This window comes from Bacillus sp. AFS053548 (assembly GCF_002575105.1).
Taxonomy (GTDB): domain Bacteria; phylum Bacillota; class Bacilli; order Bacillales; family Bacillaceae_G; genus Gottfriedia.
On sequence record NZ_NUHI01000008.1, the window covers coordinates 154,252 to 172,051 of the forward strand.

Annotated in this window: 19 protein-coding genes and 1 other annotated feature; of the genes, 18 read left to right on the top strand and 1 reads right to left on the bottom strand. The window is 32.9% G+C overall.

The features are described from left to right. Window positions 1-197: 197 nt before the first annotated feature. The 17 genes from alaS (at window position 198) to CN946_RS05740 (ending at window position 16,267) form a co-directional block, all read left to right on the top strand. The gene (gene alaS / locus CN946_RS05660) at window positions 198-2,849 is read left to right on the top strand and encodes an alanine--tRNA ligase (RefSeq protein WP_098860249.1); all 2,652 of its coding nucleotides are present in this window, start codon (window positions 198-200) and stop codon (window positions 2,847-2,849) included. 114 nt (window positions 2,850-2,963) lie between these two features. Continuing rightward, a complete protein-coding gene (locus tag CN946_RS05665) occupies window positions 2,964-3,230 on the top strand; it encodes an IreB family regulatory phosphoprotein (protein WP_069035133.1) in 267 nt (88 codons plus the stop codon). 3 nt (window positions 3,231-3,233) lie between these two features. Then, window positions 3,234-3,650: a Holliday junction resolvase RuvX gene (ruvX, locus tag CN946_RS05670; RefSeq protein ID WP_069035132.1), complete on the top strand. Its 417-nt coding sequence runs from the start codon at window positions 3,234-3,236 to the stop codon at window positions 3,648-3,650. A gap of 108 nt (window positions 3,651-3,758) precedes the next feature. Then, window positions 3,759-4,049 carry a DUF1292 domain-containing protein gene (locus CN946_RS05675; protein ID WP_098428346.1) on the top strand — a complete coding sequence of 97 codons (291 nt, stop codon included), beginning with the start codon at window positions 3,759-3,761 and terminating at the stop codon, window positions 4,047-4,049. Window positions 4,050-4,233: 184 nt separating this feature from the next. Beyond that, window positions 4,234-5,268, top strand: a complete 1,035-nt coding sequence (gene mltG, locus CN946_RS05680) for an endolytic transglycosylase MltG (RefSeq protein WP_098860268.1) — start codon at window positions 4,234-4,236, stop codon at window positions 5,266-5,268. A 234-nt stretch (window positions 5,269-5,502) separates the two neighbouring features. Next, window positions 5,503-6,162 (top strand): O-methyltransferase, encoded by a 660-nt coding sequence (locus tag CN946_RS05685; protein WP_098860250.1) that lies wholly within the window; start codon window positions 5,503-5,505, stop codon window positions 6,160-6,162. Beyond that, the gene (locus CN946_RS05690) at window positions 6,155-7,087 is read left to right on the top strand and encodes a peptidase U32 family protein (protein WP_098860251.1); all 933 of its coding nucleotides are present in this window, start codon (window positions 6,155-6,157) and stop codon (window positions 7,085-7,087) included. Before CN946_RS05685 ends, CN946_RS05690 begins: the two co-directional genes overlap by 8 nt. Before the next feature lie 111 nt (window positions 7,088-7,198). Next, entirely contained in the window at window positions 7,199-8,476 is a 1,278-nt protein-coding gene (locus CN946_RS05695) for a peptidase U32 family protein (RefSeq protein WP_098860252.1), read from the top strand. Window positions 8,477-8,496: 20 nt separating this feature from the next. Further along, complete coding sequence (gene udk / locus CN946_RS05700) at window positions 8,497-9,132, top strand: uridine kinase (RefSeq protein ID WP_056472723.1); 636 nt, start codon at window positions 8,497-8,499, stop codon at window positions 9,130-9,132. 211 nt (window positions 9,133-9,343) lie between these two features. After that, the gene (gene greA, locus CN946_RS05705) at window positions 9,344-9,820 is read left to right on the top strand and encodes a transcription elongation factor GreA (RefSeq protein ID WP_098860253.1); all 477 of its coding nucleotides are present in this window, start codon (window positions 9,344-9,346) and stop codon (window positions 9,818-9,820) included. 73 nt (window positions 9,821-9,893) lie between these two features. After that, a complete protein-coding gene (locus CN946_RS05710; RefSeq protein WP_098860254.1) occupies window positions 9,894-11,654 on the top strand; it encodes a peptidoglycan D,D-transpeptidase FtsI family protein in 1,761 nt (586 codons plus the stop codon). A 67-nt stretch (window positions 11,655-11,721) separates the two neighbouring features. After that, window positions 11,722-12,318 carry a YrrS family protein gene (locus tag CN946_RS05715; protein ID WP_098860255.1) on the top strand — a complete coding sequence of 199 codons (597 nt, stop codon included), beginning with the start codon at window positions 11,722-11,724 and terminating at the stop codon, window positions 12,316-12,318. A gap of 197 nt (window positions 12,319-12,515) precedes the next feature. After that, window positions 12,516-13,208 (top strand): 5'-methylthioadenosine/S-adenosylhomocysteine nucleosidase, encoded by a 693-nt coding sequence (mtnN, locus tag CN946_RS05720; RefSeq protein ID WP_098860256.1) that lies wholly within the window; start codon window positions 12,516-12,518, stop codon window positions 13,206-13,208. 174 nt (window positions 13,209-13,382) lie between these two features. Continuing rightward, window positions 13,383-14,102: an ABC transporter ATP-binding protein gene (locus tag CN946_RS05725; protein ID WP_098860257.1), complete on the top strand. Its 720-nt coding sequence runs from the start codon at window positions 13,383-13,385 to the stop codon at window positions 14,100-14,102. Beyond that, complete coding sequence (locus CN946_RS05730) at window positions 14,099-15,115, top strand: ABC transporter permease (protein WP_098860258.1); 1,017 nt, start codon at window positions 14,099-14,101, stop codon at window positions 15,113-15,115. Before CN946_RS05725 ends, CN946_RS05730 begins: the two co-directional genes overlap by 4 nt. A gap of 3 nt (window positions 15,116-15,118) precedes the next feature. After that, window positions 15,119-15,763, top strand: coding sequence for a TetR/AcrR family transcriptional regulator (locus CN946_RS05735; protein WP_098860259.1), 645 nt, complete (start codon window positions 15,119-15,121; stop codon window positions 15,761-15,763). Window positions 15,764-16,033: 270 nt separating this feature from the next. Next, window positions 16,034-16,267, top strand: a complete 234-nt coding sequence (locus tag CN946_RS05740; protein ID WP_176547219.1) for a YrhC family protein — start codon at window positions 16,034-16,036, stop codon at window positions 16,265-16,267. Between the two features lie 72 nt (window positions 16,268-16,339). Here the strand turns inward: CN946_RS05740 and sigK are convergent, their stop codons facing one another. Beyond that, entirely contained in the window at window positions 16,340-17,059 is a 720-nt protein-coding gene (gene sigK, locus CN946_RS05745; protein ID WP_098860261.1) for an RNA polymerase sporulation sigma factor SigK, read from the bottom strand. A 258-nt stretch (window positions 17,060-17,317) separates the two neighbouring features. Further along, window positions 17,318-17,544 (top strand) — a binding site (T-box leader). Window positions 17,545-17,647: 103 nt separating this feature from the next. Between sigK and CN946_RS05750 the strand changes: the two genes are divergently transcribed. Continuing rightward, a partial coding sequence (locus tag CN946_RS05750) for a chorismate mutase (RefSeq protein WP_176547220.1) occupies window positions 17,648-17,800 on the top strand: 153 nt, incomplete at its 3' end.

The following is a 17,800-nucleotide window of genomic DNA, read 5'->3' on the forward strand; positions in this document are numbered from 1 at the left end:
AATGCAGCTAATCACTGACGCGTCAGACCACGTTACGGTCTCTTGAGGTGATGAATAGACTTCGAGGTATTTTGCCTAAGCAATAAGCTTTCTATTCATAATCAGGGTGGTATCGCGAGTACATCTCGTCCCTGTTTTAGGGACGGGATTTTTTTGTTTTTATAACATTATAAATTTACTAAATGGAGGTTAATATAATGAAAAAGCTAACTGCTGCTCAAATTCGCCAAATGTACTTAGACTTCTTTAAAGAAAAAGGTCACTCTATTGAGCCAAGTGCATCTTTAGTACCAGTAGAAGATCCAACTTTATTATGGATTAATAGTGGTGTAGCAACATTAAAAAAATATTTTGATGGTCGAGTAATTCCAGAGAACCCAAGGATAACAAATTCACAAAAATCTATTCGTACAAATGATATTGAGAATGTTGGGAAAACAGCTCGTCACCATACATTTTTTGAAATGTTAGGTAATTTTTCAATCGGAGATTATTTCCGTGAAGAAGCTGTAACATGGGGTTGGGAGCTTTTAACTTCATCTGAATGGTTTGGTTTTGAAAAAGAAAAATTATTCGTTACTGTTTATCCTGAAGATAAAGAAACGTATGATTTATGGATTAAATTAGGATTAGAAACTGAGCATATTATCCTGTTAGAAGGTAACTTCTGGGAAATTGGTGAAGGACCATGTGGACCATGTACAGAGATTTTCTATGATCGTGGAACAAAATATGATCCAGAAAACATTGGAATTAAATTATTAAAAGAGGATTTAGAAAATGATCGATATTTAGAAATTTGGAATATTGTATTCTCTCAATTTAATTCTAAAGATGGTTTAGACCGTAAAGAATACCCTGAATTACCAAACAAAAACATTGATACTGGCATGGGCTTAGAACGTATGGCAAGTGTACTACAAGAAGTAGACACAAACTTTGACACTGATTTATTTATGCCGATTATCAATGTTGTTGAAACAATTTCTGGACAAAAATATCGAAATGGACAATTTGATCAAGATACTGCTTTTAAAGTAATTGCTGACCATATACGTACAGTATCTTTTGCTGTTGCAGATGGCGCTCTTCCTTCAAATGAAGGTCGCGGATATGTATTACGTCGATTAATCCGTCGTGCTGTTCGTTTTGCTAAAAAATTAGGTGTTGAACGTCCATTTATGTTTGAACTTGTTCCAGTTGTTGCAGAAATTATGGAAAGCTACTATCCAAATGTGAAAGATAAAGTACCGTTCATTCAAAAAGTAATTAAAAATGAGGAAGAGCGTTTCCATGAAACATTACATGAAGGATTATCACTTCTTACAAATGTAATGAAGGATTCGAAAGCAAAAGGAAGTTCTATAATTAAAGGTGAGGATGTTTTCCGTCTTTATGACACATATGGGTTCCCGATTGAATTAACAGAAGAATATGCAGAAGAAGAAGGATTAACAGTTGATCATGACGGTTTCGAAGTTGAAATGGAAAAACAACGTGAGCGTGCTCGTTCTGCTAGACAAGATGTTGACTCAATGCAGGTACAAAGTGAAGCACTTCGTGAAATCAAGGAAACTTCAACTTTTGTAGGTTATAGCGAAGGTTCGGTTGAATCTACAGTTCTTGTTCTAGTACAAGACGGAGAAAAAGTTGAAGATGTAGCAAATGGCGAAGAAGCTCATTTAATTCTTGATGTAACTCCTTTCTACGCTGAAAGTGGAGGTCAAATTGCAGACCGTGGAACTTTAACTGCTCCTGGTTTAAAGGTAGAAGTGCTTGATGTTCAAAAAGCTCCAAACGGACAAAATTTACATCGAGTGAAGGTTGTTGAAGGTGCGTTATCAGTTGGTGCTAAAGTTGAATCAACAATTAATAAAGCTAACCGTTCAAGTATTGTCAAGAACCACACAGCTACTCACTTATTACACCAAGCATTAAAGGATGTACTTGGAACTCATGTAAATCAAGCTGGTTCATTAGTAAATCAAGAACGCTTACGTTTTGACTTCTCACATTTCGGTCAAGTAACGTCTGAAGAACTTGAAATAATTGAAAAAATTGTGAATGAAAAAATTTGGGAAAGCATTCCAGTTCAAATTTCTGAAAAAGCAATTGCTGAAGCAAAAGCAATGGGAGCAATGGCATTATTTGGTGAAAAATATGGTGATGTAGTACGAGTAGTACAAGTTGGAGATTATAGTCTTGAGCTATGTGGTGGATGTCATGTTGATAACACAGCATCAATCGGTACATTTAAAATAATTTCTGAGTCAGGAATTGGAGCTGGTACGCGCCGTATTGAAGCAGTAACTGGCAAATCAGCTTACGAATATATGCAAGAACAAATTGGTCAACTAAAAGAGGCAGCTAGCCTATTAAAATCAAATACGAAAGACGTTGTTGCTCGTATTGAAACTTTACAATCAGATTTAAAACAAGTACAAAAAGAGAATGAATCACTTTCTTCAAAATTAAGCAATATTGAAGCAGGAAATATTAGTAATAACGTGAAAGAAGTAAATGGAGTAAAATTCGTTGCTGCTAAAGTAAATGGAGCAGATATGAATAGTCTTCGCACAATGGTTGATGACCTTAAAAATAAAATTGGTTCTGTTGTTGTATTACTTGGTTCTGCTAATGAAGGTAAAGTAAACTTAATTGCTGGTGTTACAAAAGATTTAGTAGGTCAAGGATATCATGCAGGAAATCTAATAAAAGAAGCTGCTTCAATTTGTGGCGGAGGAGGCGGAGGCCGTCCTGATATGGCTCAAGCTGGCGGTAAAGATCCTTCAAAATTAGACGAGGCTGTTGCTTTTGTTGAAAAATGGATGAATACGATTTCAAAATAATACAAAAATCGTGTACAATAACAGATATAAAAATTTTTAGCTAATTCGTAACTGCGTAATAAAAATGGTACAATGTAATTAGCTAAAAATATACGGATAAGTGGGGTGCTTTGTATGGATTCATTTGATAAAACGATGAAGTTTAGTTTGCAAGATGAAGGTCAAGATATACGAGTTAATGAAGTTTTGTTAAAGGTTCATGACGCGTTACAAGAAAAAGGCTATAATCCAATCAATCAAATAGTAGGATACTTATTATCAGGTGATCCTGCATACATTCCTCGTCACAATGACGCAAGAAGTATGATGAAAAAATTAGAACGTGATGAAATCATTGAAGAATTAGTTAAATCTTATTTACTACAACATCGTGGAGAATAATTAATGAGAGCACTTGGGCTAGATGTAGGTACTAAAACAATTGGTGTAGCTGTAAGTGATGCTCTTGGTTGGACAGCTCAAGGTATTGAGACAGTCAAAATTGATGAAGAACGTCAGAAATTTGGACTAGACCGACTAAAAGAAATCATCGACAGCTACGAAATCGAAAAAATAGTTGTAGGTTTACCTAAAAATATGAACGGAAGTATTGGAGAACGTGGTGAAGCATGTACGCGTTTTGGAAAAATGATTGAAGAAGAATTCAATCTTCCGGTTATACTATGGGATGAAAGACTTTCAACAATGGCTGCCGAACGCTTTCTAATCTCTGCTGACGTAAGTCGTAAGAAAAGAAAACAAGTAATCGATAAAATGGCAGCAGTAGTTATTTTACAAAACTACTTAGATAGTATAAAGTGATAAAGAAGAATGGGGAATGGCCGACAATACTTGCAGTATACCTTATTGGGCGGCCCCTCCAACTATTCACTTATACATAAGAGGATTAAAATAATTGAGGTGATATAAATGGAACACGGTGAAGACAGACAAATTACAATTGTCGATGAGGAAGGTAATGAGATACTTTGTAATATTATCATGACTTTTGAATCAGATGATTATGGTAAATCATACGTAATTTATAGTCCGGTTGGACAAGAGTTTGATGAAGATGGAGACCCAATCTACCATGCATCTAGCTTCATTCCTGCAGAAGATGGTGAAGATGGAGAGTTATATCCAATCGAATCTGACGAAGAGTGGGAAATGGTTGAAGAAGTATTAAACACTTTCTTTGACGAAGAAGAAGGAGAATAATATCTCTGGATTTAAAAATGCTAAGCGCTTATAAAAGTGTTTAGCATTTTTTTTTTATGTAGAAAATTGCCGATTTAGCACATATTTGTAGTATACTATAACGTGGAAAAGGAGGTAGATAAGTTTGACATTTAATGATTTTGATAAAAATGGATACAAGAATACAAATAAAAAAAGCAAAGGTATGCTTATTTTTACATATTTAATTATTGCTTGTATTGTCGTAGTTGGAGCGGGTTTTGCAACTTATAAATATATGTTAAAACCTGTTAATTCAGCAAATAAACAAATTAAATTGGTAACAATTCCTGAAGGAAGCTCTGTTGATAATATTGCAGCAATTTTTAAAAAGAAAAACTTAATAAAAAATACATCAATTTTTAAACTATATGTGAAGTTGCATAACAACGCTAGTCTAAAATCTGGGAATTATCATTTTAGCGAAAACCAAGGGGTTGCAACGATTGTAAACCACTTACAGGTAGGTGGTAAATATCAGGTTGCAGTAAAGAATTTAATGATTCCTGAAGGTTCTCAATTAAACGAAATCGCAGCGATTATTGCAAAAGAATTTAAATTAGATCAAGCAGCTGTACTAAAACAGTTGAATGATAAAGTATTTATTCAGGGGCTACAAAAAAAGTTTCCTCAATTAATAACGAATGATATTTTTAAACCTGGAATTCGCTATCCATTAGAAGGGTACTTATATCCTTCAACTTATATGTATGGGGATTTTACTCCGAGCTTAGAGGAAATTATCACACCGATGCTAAATGAAACAGTGAAAATTTTAGACCAATATAAAGCGGAAATGAGTAACAAAAAACTTACGCCTCATCAGACATTAACAATGGCCTCGTTAATTGAGGAAGAAGCAACTGGTACAACAGATCGAAAGTTAATTTCAAGTGTATTTTATAATCGACTTAAAATAGGAATGCCATTACAAACGGATCCAACAGTTTTGTATGCATTGGGTAAACATAAAGAACGTGTATTATATAAAGATTTAGAAGTTAAATCTCCTTATAATACTTATTATGTTAAAGGGTTACCGGTAGGGCCAATTGCAAGTGCTGGCGTTGATAGTATTGTAGCTGCTCTGGAGCCTGCCAAATCAGATTATTTATATTTCCTTGCTGATAAAACAGGTAAAGTAATCTTTACAAAATCGTTACAAGAGCACAATACTGAAAAAGAAAAGCATATAAAATAAAAACTTGGAAATACTTGTATACTAAATATTAAATTCCTCAGTAGTATAAATAATCTACTGAGGAATTTTGTAAATTAAAAAACAGTGAAAGCGTTGCAACTATTCTTGGTACTAGCCAAGGGTCTTTTTTTTATGTTAGAATATTACGGGTCTAAAAAAATTCAGATACTCAGAAATTTTACTTACACCTTGTTTTTAGACAAGGTTGTATTTCTATTGGAGGCTTTATAAGCAATGGATGACGTTTTAGTTCGTCAATACTTGGCGAATTTTTATAAACATAGAGAACCTTTTATAGAAGAAATGGAAACTTATGCATTTGAGCATCATGTGCCTATAATGGATAAAGCAGGTATGGAATTTATGCTTGGTTTACTTTATTTAATACAGCCAACTTCCATTCTTGAAATTGGTAGTGCGATAGGCTATTCAAGTATTCGAATGGCAAAAGAGTTTCCAAATGTGAAGATTGTTACAATGGAGCGAAATGCAGAGAGAATTCGAAAAGCAAAAGAGTTTATTGAGCGAAGTGATTACAGTAATCGAATTCTACTTTTAGAAGGTGATGCTTTACTTTTAAAAGAAAAGTTGCCTGAGAACAGACTATTTGATGTTATTTTTATCGACGCAGCTAAAGCTCAATATAAACGATTTTTTGAATTATATGAGCCTTTGTTATCGGACAGAGGTGTAATCATTTCGGATAATGTCTTATTTAAAGGCCAAGTAGCTGAAAGTGCGGATTTAGTTGATGATCGACGAAAGAAAGCTTTAATAAAAAAGATTCAAAATTACAATGAATGGCTAATGAATCACCCTAAGTATGATTCAACGATTATACCAATTGGTGATGGAGTTGCTATTAGTAAGAAAAGGGGAGTTAATAATGATTAAGCCTGAATTATTAGTTACGCCAACTAACCTAAATGATATAGATAAATTAGCTGATGCTGGTGCAGACGCAGTTATTATTGGTGAACAACGTTTTGGATTACGCTTAGCGGGTGAATTTAATCGTGAAGCTGTAAAAGAAGCAGTAGAAATTGCACATAAAAAAAATGTAAAAGTATATGTAGCGATGAATGGCGTTTACCATAATGAAATTCTTGACGAAATTGAAGATTATATTGCTTTTTTAAGAGATGCAAATGTGGATGCAATTGTATTTGGAGATCCTGCAGTTCTTATGTCAGTACGTGCGATTGCACCTAATATGCAATTACATTGGAATACAGAAACAACGGCTACAAACTGGTTTACTTGTAATTACTGGGGTAAACGTGGATCTAAACGTGCGGTATTAGCTAGAGAATTAAGCTTTGAAGCTGTTGCTGAAATTAAAGAAAATGCTAAAGTAGAAATCGAAGTACAAGTACATGGAATGACTGCTATGTTCCAATCAAAACGTTCACTTGTCGGTAACTATTTTGAATACCAAGGAAAGAATTTAGAAATCGTTGAACAAAAGAAATACGAAGAAAATATGTTCTTAGTTGACCACGAGCGTAATAATAAATATCCAATTTTTGAAGATCAAAATGGAACGCATATTATGAGTCCAAATGATATTTGTATTGTTAACGAGTTAGAAGAATTAGTTGATGCAGGTATTGATTCATTCAAAATTGATGGTGTCTTAAAATCTTCAGAGTATATCATTGAAGTAACAAAACTATACAGACAAGCTATAGACCTATGTGTAGAAGACCGTGAAGCTTACGAAGAAATCAAAGACGAACTTTTCGACAAAATCGAAGCAATCCAACCTGTAAACAGACCACTGGACACAGGATTCTTCTTTAAAGAAACAGTGTATTAATAGGGGTTAGATTAATGATGGAAAAGCAGGAAAGCCAGGGAATTCTAGAAATCAGGAAAAGCTGTATCTTAGAACCTTGTACCTTACTTGTATTAAAGAGGAGGACTAATAATGGCAATTGGACAATTAGATAAAATAGTTGATGGCAAACGTGTAATCGTGAAAAAACCTGAGCTATTAGCACCGGCTGGTAATTTAGAAAAATTAAAAATTGCAGTAAGATATGGCGCAGATGCTGTATTTATTGGTGGTAGAGAGTTTGGTTTACGTTCGAATGCAGATAACTTCTCTATTGAAGAAATGGCTGAAGGGGTAGCATTTGCAAACAAATTTAATGCAAAAATTTATGTAACAACAAATATATTTGCTCATAACGAGAACATGGACGGATTAGTTGAGTATTTACAAGGAATTGAAGCTGCAGGCGTTACAGGTATTATTGTAGCTGATCCATATATTATTGAAACATGTAAAGAAGCTGCACCTAAATTAGAGGTACATTTAAGTACACAACAATCTTTATCAAATTATCGTGCTGCACAGTACTGGAAAGAAGAAGGATTACATCGATTAGTACTTGCACGTGAGACAAGTTATGAAGAAATAAAAGAAATCAAAGAAAAAGTAGACGTTGAAATTGAAACATTTATTCATGGAGCAATGTGTATTGCTTATTCAGGCCGTTGTACTTTGAGTAATCATATGACTGCACGTGATTCGAACCGTGGTGGATGCTGTCAATCATGTCGTTGGGATTACGATTTAGTTCAAACTGAGTCACAAAATCCAGGTGCTTCAGAAAATGCTTTATTTGCTGAAGAAGATGCAGCATTTGCAATGAGCCCGAAAGATTTAAATTTATTACGCTCAATTCCTAAATTTATTGAAATGGGTGTAGATAGTTTGAAAATTGAAGGACGTATGAAATCAATTCATTACGTAGCAACAGTTGTATCTGTTTATCGTAAAATAATTGATGCATATTGTGCTGACCCAGAAAACTTTGAATTTAAAGAAGAATGGGTTGAAGAACTAGATAAATGTGCGAATCGTGACACTGCTTCTTCATTCTTTGAAGGATTCCCAGGAATGAAAGAGCAAATGTATGGAAATCATAGCAAAAAAACAACGTATGATTTTGCAGGTCTTGTATTAGACTATGATGATGAAACTGGTATCGCAACAATTCAACAACGTAACTACTTCAAACCAGGTGACCAAATTGAATTCTTTGGACCTGAAATTGAAAACTTCAAACAAACAGTTGGTGTAATTGTTAATGAAGATGAAACAGAAGTAGACGCTGCAAGACATCCATTAGAAATTATAAAAATTAAAGTGGATCAAAAAGTCTATCCTTACAACATGATGAGAAAAAAGTTAGTTTGATAAGAAAGAGGGATTGAAGTATGGGGAATAAGCCCATTGTAATTGGAATTGCTGGAGGGACTGGCTCTGGTAAAACTTCTGTAACAAAAGCAATCTATGATCAATTTAAAGGTCATTCAATTTTAATGATTCAGCAAGATTCTTATTATAGAGATCAAACGCATTTACCAATGGAAGAAAGATTGAAAACAAATTATGACCATCCATTAGCATTTGATAATGATTTGTTTATTGAGCATATAAAAGATTTATTGCAATATAAAGCAATTGAAAAACCTGTATATGACTATACAATTCATACAAGATCTTCAGAAACAATCCCTGTAGAGCCAAAAGAAGTTATTATTTTAGAAGGTATTCTAGTATTAGAAGACGAGCGTTTACGTGATTTAATGGATATAAAGATATTTGTAGATACGGATGCTGACCTACGAATACTTCGTCGAATACAACGAGATATAAAAGAACGTGGAAGAACAGTCGATTCTGTGGTAGATCAATATGTAAATGTTGTACGCCCTATGCATAATCAATTCTGTGAACCATCTAAGAAATTCGCAGATATTATCATACCAGAAGGCGGTCAGAACTTTGTGGCTATTGATTTAATGGCTACAAAAATTCAGACTATACTTGAAAGAGTAAGTGTATTATAATACGTTCATATGAGAGAATAATTCCTAAATATAATTTTGGAAAGATGGAGAAGCACTCACTTCTTCATCTTTCTATATAAAAGAATGCGTTTTCATAAGTAGAATGTTTCAATAATTATTCTCATACACTGTTTGTACAACTACATTGTATAAACATAAATTTAGAAGTTCTACATAAAAGATACGGTGGATACTAAAAGGAGTGTACAAAATGGCTAACGAAAAAAAATTCCCTATGACTTTAGCTGGGAAACAAAAATTAGAACAAGAATTAGAAAATTTAAAAACAGTAAAGCGTGCTGAAGTAGTAGAGCGTATTAAAATTGCTCGTAGCTTTGGTGACCTTTCAGAGAACTCTGAATACGATGCTGCAAAAGATGAACAAGCATTTGTTGAAGGACGTATTACAACTTTAGAAAATATGATCCGTAATGCTGAAATTATTACTGAAAATAATGATGCATCAGATACAGTAACTTTAGGTAAATCTGTAACTTTCTTAGAATTACCAGCTGGTGACGAAGAAACTTACACAATTGTAGGTAGTGCAGAGGCTGATCCATTTGAAGGTAAAATTTCAAATGATTCTCCAATCGCAAAAAGCTTATTAGGCAAAACTGTTGGTGAAGAAGTAACAATTAATACTCCAGGTGGAGATATGCAAGTAAGAATACTTGCTGTTAAATAATTTGATTTGTTTAACAATTTAATTGTTTGAAAAAAGAACACCCCGTCTACACTGTAGATGAGGTGTTTTTTATATGCATAGAAGGATAAAAGCCATATTAATTATAATTTCGTTACTATTTTCTTTAATCGTATACAGATGTTTCGATATTAGTGTACTTCATCAAAAGAATTTTGGCCCACAAAAGGTAGATTTAATTGAACGCAGTGTTGCTCAAAGAACATTTCAGTTTCGGATTGATAATGGACGTGGAAAAATACTTGACCGAAATGGAAAATTATTAAGTGCAGCTTACACTCCAAAAGTAATTTTATTTCCATTTTTAAAAACAATCGATTGGCCGATTGATAAATTATCGTCGATTACAGGAGTACCGGTTGCAAATATTAAAAATCAGTTTAATGGTAAAAAAGAACCTTTTACATTAGAAGGAATGAAAAAAACATTAACATCGGAAAAAATTGATGAAATAAATAATTTACATGTTTCTGGATTAATTTCCATGTTGTCTCAAGACAAAGACGACAAACAATTGGCAGAACACCTAATTGGAATAGCTAGAGAAAATAAAGAACAATATGAAAAACAGTATGAAAGTGATCGAGATTTTAAGCCTAAAGAATTTGGAGTAATTGGTTTAGAAGCTCAGTTTGAAGATTTCTTAAAATCTGATGGCACATCTAATTTAATGCTTCACGTAGATAATTTAGGTAAACCGATGTTTGGAAACGAAGTAAAATATGCAAAACCTAGTAATCCATTTTATCCAGTTGCCCTTTCTACTACACTAGATAAAGATTTACAACAAATTTTAGAACAAGCTGTTGACCAAGCTAAACTTCAAAAAGGTGCAGCAGTGCTAATTGACGTAAAGACGAACAATTTATTAGCAATGGTTAGCCGACCAAATATGAATTTCCAAAATTTATTTTCTTCGAATGATAATACGGCGACTAATTATGCACTATTAGCTAGTACACCTGGTTCCGTCTTTAAAACAGTTGTAGCGGCTGCCTCAATAGATCAAGGTATTGTGAAAGAAAATCAAATGTATAATTGCAATAATAATCTAGTCGGTAAATACGAAGATGAAGAGAAAAAGCGAAAAGGTAATTTAACTTTTCAACAAAGTTTCTATGAAAGTTGTAATTACACATTTGGCCAATTAGGTAAGCAATTAACTTTAAAAAATAAAGATATGTTTCAAACATATGCCAAAAAGCTAGGTTTAGATGGTCCAGTAGGATGGACAGGATCTGTCTATCATGAGTCTAGTTTTAGTCAATTTCAAAATGAAGGGAAACCAACTTATTTTGTAGGAAACTCTTTAAGTGATAAGCTCTTAAATACATCCATTGGGCAACAGGATGTAAAAGTATCCCCTTTAGCCGTAGCTAATATGATGGCTACCATTGCGCGAGGTGGAAGCCCAAAACAAGTAAAAGTAGTAGATTCTGTATTATATAAAAATGGTACAGAAATGTTTAAATTCCCAGAACAGACATTAGCTGATGATTATCTAGCTCCAGATTCAATGCAACAATTAAGAGAGTTACTTCGAGGTGTAGTTACGGATGCGAAAGGAACGGGAAATCGATATACTAGTTTGCCTTACCCTTTAGCAGGGAAAAGTGGTACAGCGGAAACAAAAGTAGTAGATGGTAAAATAGTCGAACAAAACAAATGGTTTGCAGGTTATTTTCCATATGATAAGCCAAGGTATGCATTCGCAGTAGTTAGTTTAAATGTTTCAAACGAAGTTACATCTACTTCTGACACTGTTACAAGTTTAATAAAATCTATCTATAACTTTGATAAAAACCACACAAAATAGCTATTTTTAATTAATTAACTCTATGTTAAAATAGGGAAAAATTAGTTGTTTTTGGAGGATTTTGTCAATGTCTTCGATTGAACCAAACAAAAGGGTCCAAAAATTAAGACGAGTACGAAGAGGGAATTATTTTTACAGAATACTACTTATTCCTCTTCTTTTTGGAATCATCTATTTAGGGATAAAAATAACTTTACCAATCGTCAACCAACAAAACATAGAGCCTAATACTGCAAAAGCTAAAATTACTACGATTGCTCAAGAACCAAAGCAAATGACTGATATACCGAATCCATATCAAGCGAAATATCGTGAAAAAGTAAATGAGATTATTAAAGATTCAATAAATGATGAAAATATTATCGAATCGACTGTAAAAGAATGGACACCTAACAAAACAAGACAAATTGAGCCTCATACAGTTCACTATAGTCATAAGTCTCAAGACTTTTATGAAATGGAAGAAGCAGTATCAAATGCGATTTCTTTAACAAAAGAAGATTATTCAGTTTGGCATATTGGTCAAGGATACGATCCACAAAGTATAAAAGTATACGTTGCGACAAACGACTTAAGTTATAAATATGTCGTATACTTACACTGGGTTGTAAAAGAAGGCTGGCTCCCTATTTTGGTACAAGAAGTAAAAGAGTTAAAGTATTAGCGGTATTAAATATTGAGTCCCTACAAGAGCAAACAGAAAGCTTATGCCACATAGAAAGCGAGCTCCTGTAGGGTAAATAACGTCCTTCTTTTTAAGAATTAAAGTGTTTTTTGTTGTACGCATTCTTAAAGATGAATGATATGTCGCTATATGGTAAAATGATTAAAGTTTGAAAGAGAAAGTAGGGAATTGAAAGAATGAAAATAGCTATTATTGGAGCAATGGAAGAAGAAGTACATGTATTACGTGATAAATTAGACAACCTAAGAAAAGAAGAAATTGCAGGTTCAGAATATAACATAGGTACATACGAAGGAAAAGAAGTAATTTTATTAAAGTCTGGAATTGGTAAAGTTAATGCAGCAATGGCTACAGCAATTCTTTTAGAAAAATATCAGCCAGATGTTGTTATTAACACAGGATCTGCAGGCGGACTTCATACTGACTTAAATGTTGGCGACGTTGTTATCTCAACTGAAGTGCGTCATCATGACGTAGACGTTACTGCATTCAATTATGAATATGGTCAAGTTCCAGGTATGCCAGCAGCATTCCCTTCTGATGATAAATTAAAGTCTATCGCTAAAAAATGCGCTGAAAAAATTAATGGTATCCAAGTTGTTGAAGGATTAATCGTAACGGGTGATTCTTTTATGAACGATCCAGTAAGAGTTGACTTCGTAAAAGAGAAATTTGGTGATCTGTATGCTGTAGAGATGGAAGCAGCTGCAATCGCTCAAGTTTGTTATGCTTTTAAAGTGCCATTTGTTGTAACACGAGCATTGTCAGATATTGCAGGTAAAGAATCAAATATTTCATTTGATCAATTCCTTCATACTGCAGCTGTTAACTCAACATTAATGGTTGAGGAAATGATTAAAGCGTTATAAATCGTTTAAAGAAAGATGTCTTATAGGCATCTTTCTTTTTTTATTAAAATACAATTGAGTGAGTACTCACTTTTTGTTGACTGGCAATAAAAAGTGAATTAAGATAAAAGTAAAAAGTGAGTACTCACTCATTTTGGGTACTATAAAAGAAATAGTCTTGAACGGAGGAATAAGATGAACAATGTTGTTCAAATCCAAAATGTTGACCGTTTATTTGGAAAAAGAGCTGTGCTAAAAAATATTTCAATGAACATTCAAGAAGGAGAGATATTTGGGATTTTAGGTCCATCAGGTTCTGGTAAAACAACGTTAATAAAATTGATTGCTGGAATCGATAAAAGTTCAAAAGGAGAAGTATTAGTTTACAATAATGAAATGCCTAATTTTATAGTCCTTCCGTCAATAGGCTATATGGGACAATCTGACGCTTTATATAGCGATTTAACGGGTGCTGATAATTTAAGTTTCTTTGGTGCCCTTTATAATCTAAAAGGTAAAGAACTTAAGTCGAGAATTCAAGAAGTAGCCCAAATCGTTGGGTTAGAGGATTCATTAAACAAGCAAGTTAATCAATACTCTGGGGGAATGAAAAAACGACTATCTCTTGCTATCTCAATCCTTCATAAACCTACATTACTAATCCTTGATGAACCAACAGTCGGAATTGATCCAGTACTAAGAAAGCAAATTTGGAATCAATTTTTTGAAATGAAAAAACAAGGTACTACGATAATCATTACAACCCATATCATGGAAGAAGCTGAAAAATGTGAACGAATCGGATTAATTAGAGAAGGAGAATTAATCGCTTTAGATACTACTGAAAATTTAATCTCGCAATCAAAAACAGGAAAAATCGAAGACCTATATTTTAATACTGAGGTGAGCTCATGAGAGTCTTTGCTATTTCTAAACGTATAATAAAACAATTTTTAAAAGATAGAAGATCTCTTGCAATGATTTTTGTTGCTCCTATCGTATTATTGTTTTTATTTTCTTATATCTTAAAACAAGATGAAACAAAGCCAACTTTAGCACTCGTAGATGCCCCTCCAGCATTTGAGCAAATTGTGAAAGAGTATGCAAAAGTAAAAAATGTAAATCCCTCAGACATTGAAGATAAATTGAAAAATATGGATCTTGATGGTGCAGTCTTGTTCAAATCAGGAGAGATAGTTGTACAGTTTGAAGGGACAGATAAAGCAAGAACAACTGCAGTAATGGATGCTATTCAATCTGCAGTTAAAGAAAATACACCTTCTAATCTTAAAATTGTAATGGACCCAATTTATGGTAGTAAAAATATGGAATCATTTGATTCAATTGGACCAATTTTTATTGGATTTTTCTCGTTCTTATTTGTATTTATCTTATCAGGTATTTCATTTGTAAGGGAAAGATTAACAACAACACTTGAAAGATTACTCGTCACGCCAGTCAAAAGATGGGAAATTGTTGTTGGTTATATTTTAGGCTTTGGATTTTTTGCTTTAATCCAATCGATCATTATAACAGTCTTTTCAATCAGTGTATTAGATATGTATAATGTAGGAAGTGCATGGGAAGTCTGCGTAGTTAATATTCTATTATCTTTAACTGCTCTTACACTTGGTATGCTGTTATCTGCATATGCAAATAATGAATTTCAAGTTGTACAATTTATTCCAGTTATTGCTGTCCCACAAATACTTTTTTCAGGTATTTTCTCAACGGCGTTTTTACCAAATTGGTTCAAATTTATCGGGGGTATTTTACCACTGACATATGGAGCAGAAGCTCTTAGAGGTATTATGATAAAAGGGCAGTCGCTTTCTGATATTGTATATCAATTATTGATCCTTCTTGGATTTTCATTAGTATTTATTTCTTTAAATATAGTTGCATTAAAGAAACAGCGTTCAATTTAAGGAGTGTTACCAATTAAATTAGAAGAGTTTTTTCCAGAAGAAAAATTACAAGAAATGAATGAAAAAGAAATAAAAATCCTTGAAGCTGCAATTGAAATTTTTGCAGAAAAAGGTTTTGTTAGTACATCTACCAATGAAATTGCCAAAAAAGCAAATGTTGCTGAAGGTACTATATTTCGTTACTTTAAAACAAAAAAGGATTTACTAAAAAGTATCATCAAGCCGACATTAGTAAAAACAATTGCTCCTTTTGAAATGGATCGTTTTTCTAAAGCAGTATTTCATTTAGAGTACGAAACATTTGAAGATTTTCTAAATGCGCTTATTAAAAATCGCATAGAATTTGCAAAGAAAAATAAGGCAGCTGTAAAAATAATCATACAAGAAATGCCATTCCAAGACGATATGCAAGAAGAGCTAAAAAGACTCTTTAAAGATAAAATGTACCCTAAAGTAGCCATTGTATTACAATCGTTTATCGATAAAGGGCAAATAAAAGAACTTCCGATACCGACAGTACTAAGATTAATCATCTCAACAGTAATTGGTCTAGTTATCTCTTCAATCGTCCTAGAAAATACACCTTTTTGGAACGAAGATCAGGAAACTGAACGTACGATTGAGTTTATTAAGAATGGATTGAAATAATCTATAGCTAAGATATGTGAAAACATTCAAAGAAGAAAGTGATTTTATATAAATAATCACTTTCTTCTTTGTGTTGAAATTTACACTGGTAATACTTTATCAATATAATTTTAGAGAAAAAGATAAAAGGGAAATCTACAAGACTATACTTATTTTATTGACAAATTGTACTTACTAATCTCTACATATACTGCCTTTAATTACCTTCACTTTTCTTGTATAAAGTATGTTAAAGTTATTAAGTCAACAAGAAGGGAAGGTGTTGTATTCGTGAATTTAAAAAAGCTACAGGCGAAGGTTAATGATTTTAAAACATTTGGAGCAATAACAACAGCATTGGCTACTTTTTTCTATATCGGGACTCTCCTTCCAAAGGACGGATTAACCCAGCATAAAATATTAATAGTCGAAAGTATCGTTTTTACAATGCTGATTTTTGCATTAGGTTTCTTTCTGACATCAACTTATTTTAAACGCAAAATGCAAAAAGAAGAGCAAGCATAAAACCACTAAAATGAATTCACTCCAATTGTTAGATCTGACTAACAATTGGAGGTCATATTCATCTTTAGTGGTTTATTTTTTATCTTTTGTCTTTTCTTTTTCAGCTCTTAAAAACTCGTGGTACATTTTCATTAAAGCACGTTTTTCAATTCTCGAAACATAACTTCTTGAGATTCCTAATTTCTTTGCAATTTCACGTTGAGTTAGTTCTTTATCCATATCAATACCAAAGCGCTGAATAATGACATCCTTTTCACGGTCGTCTAGAATCTTAATGTATTGCTTGATTTTTTCTAATTCCATATTAAGTTGAATTTGATCAACTACATCTTCTGTCTCAGTTTTTAATATGTCTAATAGTGAAATTTCATTGCCTTCTTTATCTTGGCCTATCGGATCATGAAGGGAGACATCTTTTTTTGTTTTCTTTAAAGCACGTAAATGCATAAGTATTTCGTTTTCAATACATCTAGCAGCATATGTGGCTAATTTTGTTCCTTTACCTTGAACAAAGCTTTCAATTGCCTTTATTAAACCTATTGTGCCAATCGAAATTAAATCTTCAGCATCTTCTCCGGTATTTTCAAATTTTTTAACAATGTGAGCAACAAGTCTTAAATTATGTTCAATTAATAAATTTCGTGCTTCTCCATCTCCATTTGCCATACGATTTAAATAGAGCGTTTCTTCAGCTTGTGAAAGAGGTTGAGGGAAGGCATTATTTTTAACATAGGAAACAAACACAAACACTTCTTTTAAGAAAAGACTTAAGGCGGTAAATAAACCAGGCATATAATCACTCCTAAGGAAGGTAAGGTTAGTTGTTATTTATATATTTATGTAATGTACAAATTCTGTGTGTCTGTACCATAAAAAAAATGTAAGCTGTGTAAAAAAAATGTTGAAAATAGTAAGCGCTACCATTCCAATAACGATGTATCTTTTTTAAAATCGTTACATATTCTAGAAAAAAAATGCATTGACAGCCTATTTAAAAGTGCTTTATAATCCTCATTAATAACTTTTTTAATGAATCTTTTGACAATTAAATATATTGCGTTGATAAGGGCACAGTAGGCATAACTTCCCTGTTTAAGAGAGCTGACGGAAGCTGCGAGTCAGTACATAAGGTATGCTGAATTACATTCTTGGAGCAATTTCTATTTCATTTAATGAAAATAGAAACGGTCATTTTGATCGTTAACAAAATGAAGGTGGTGAACAGAGTTTTTGTTCACAACTAGGGTGGTACCGCGATTAAATAATTCGTCCCTACTGTTTATTCAGTAGGGACTTTTTGTTTTCATTTTTTACATACTTACTTCTTGAAAAAAGAAGTGGTATTGGAATAGACATTTAAAATTTGAGGAGGAAAAAGAAATGAGTACAAATAATGAGTTAGTGCAATTACGTGATAAGGTTGATGAGATTAATTTAAAAATCGTTGAATTATTAAACGAGCGTGGGAAAGTTGTTCAAGAAATTGGTCAGCAAAAGATTAAACATGGTATTAAGCGTTTCGATCCAGTTCGT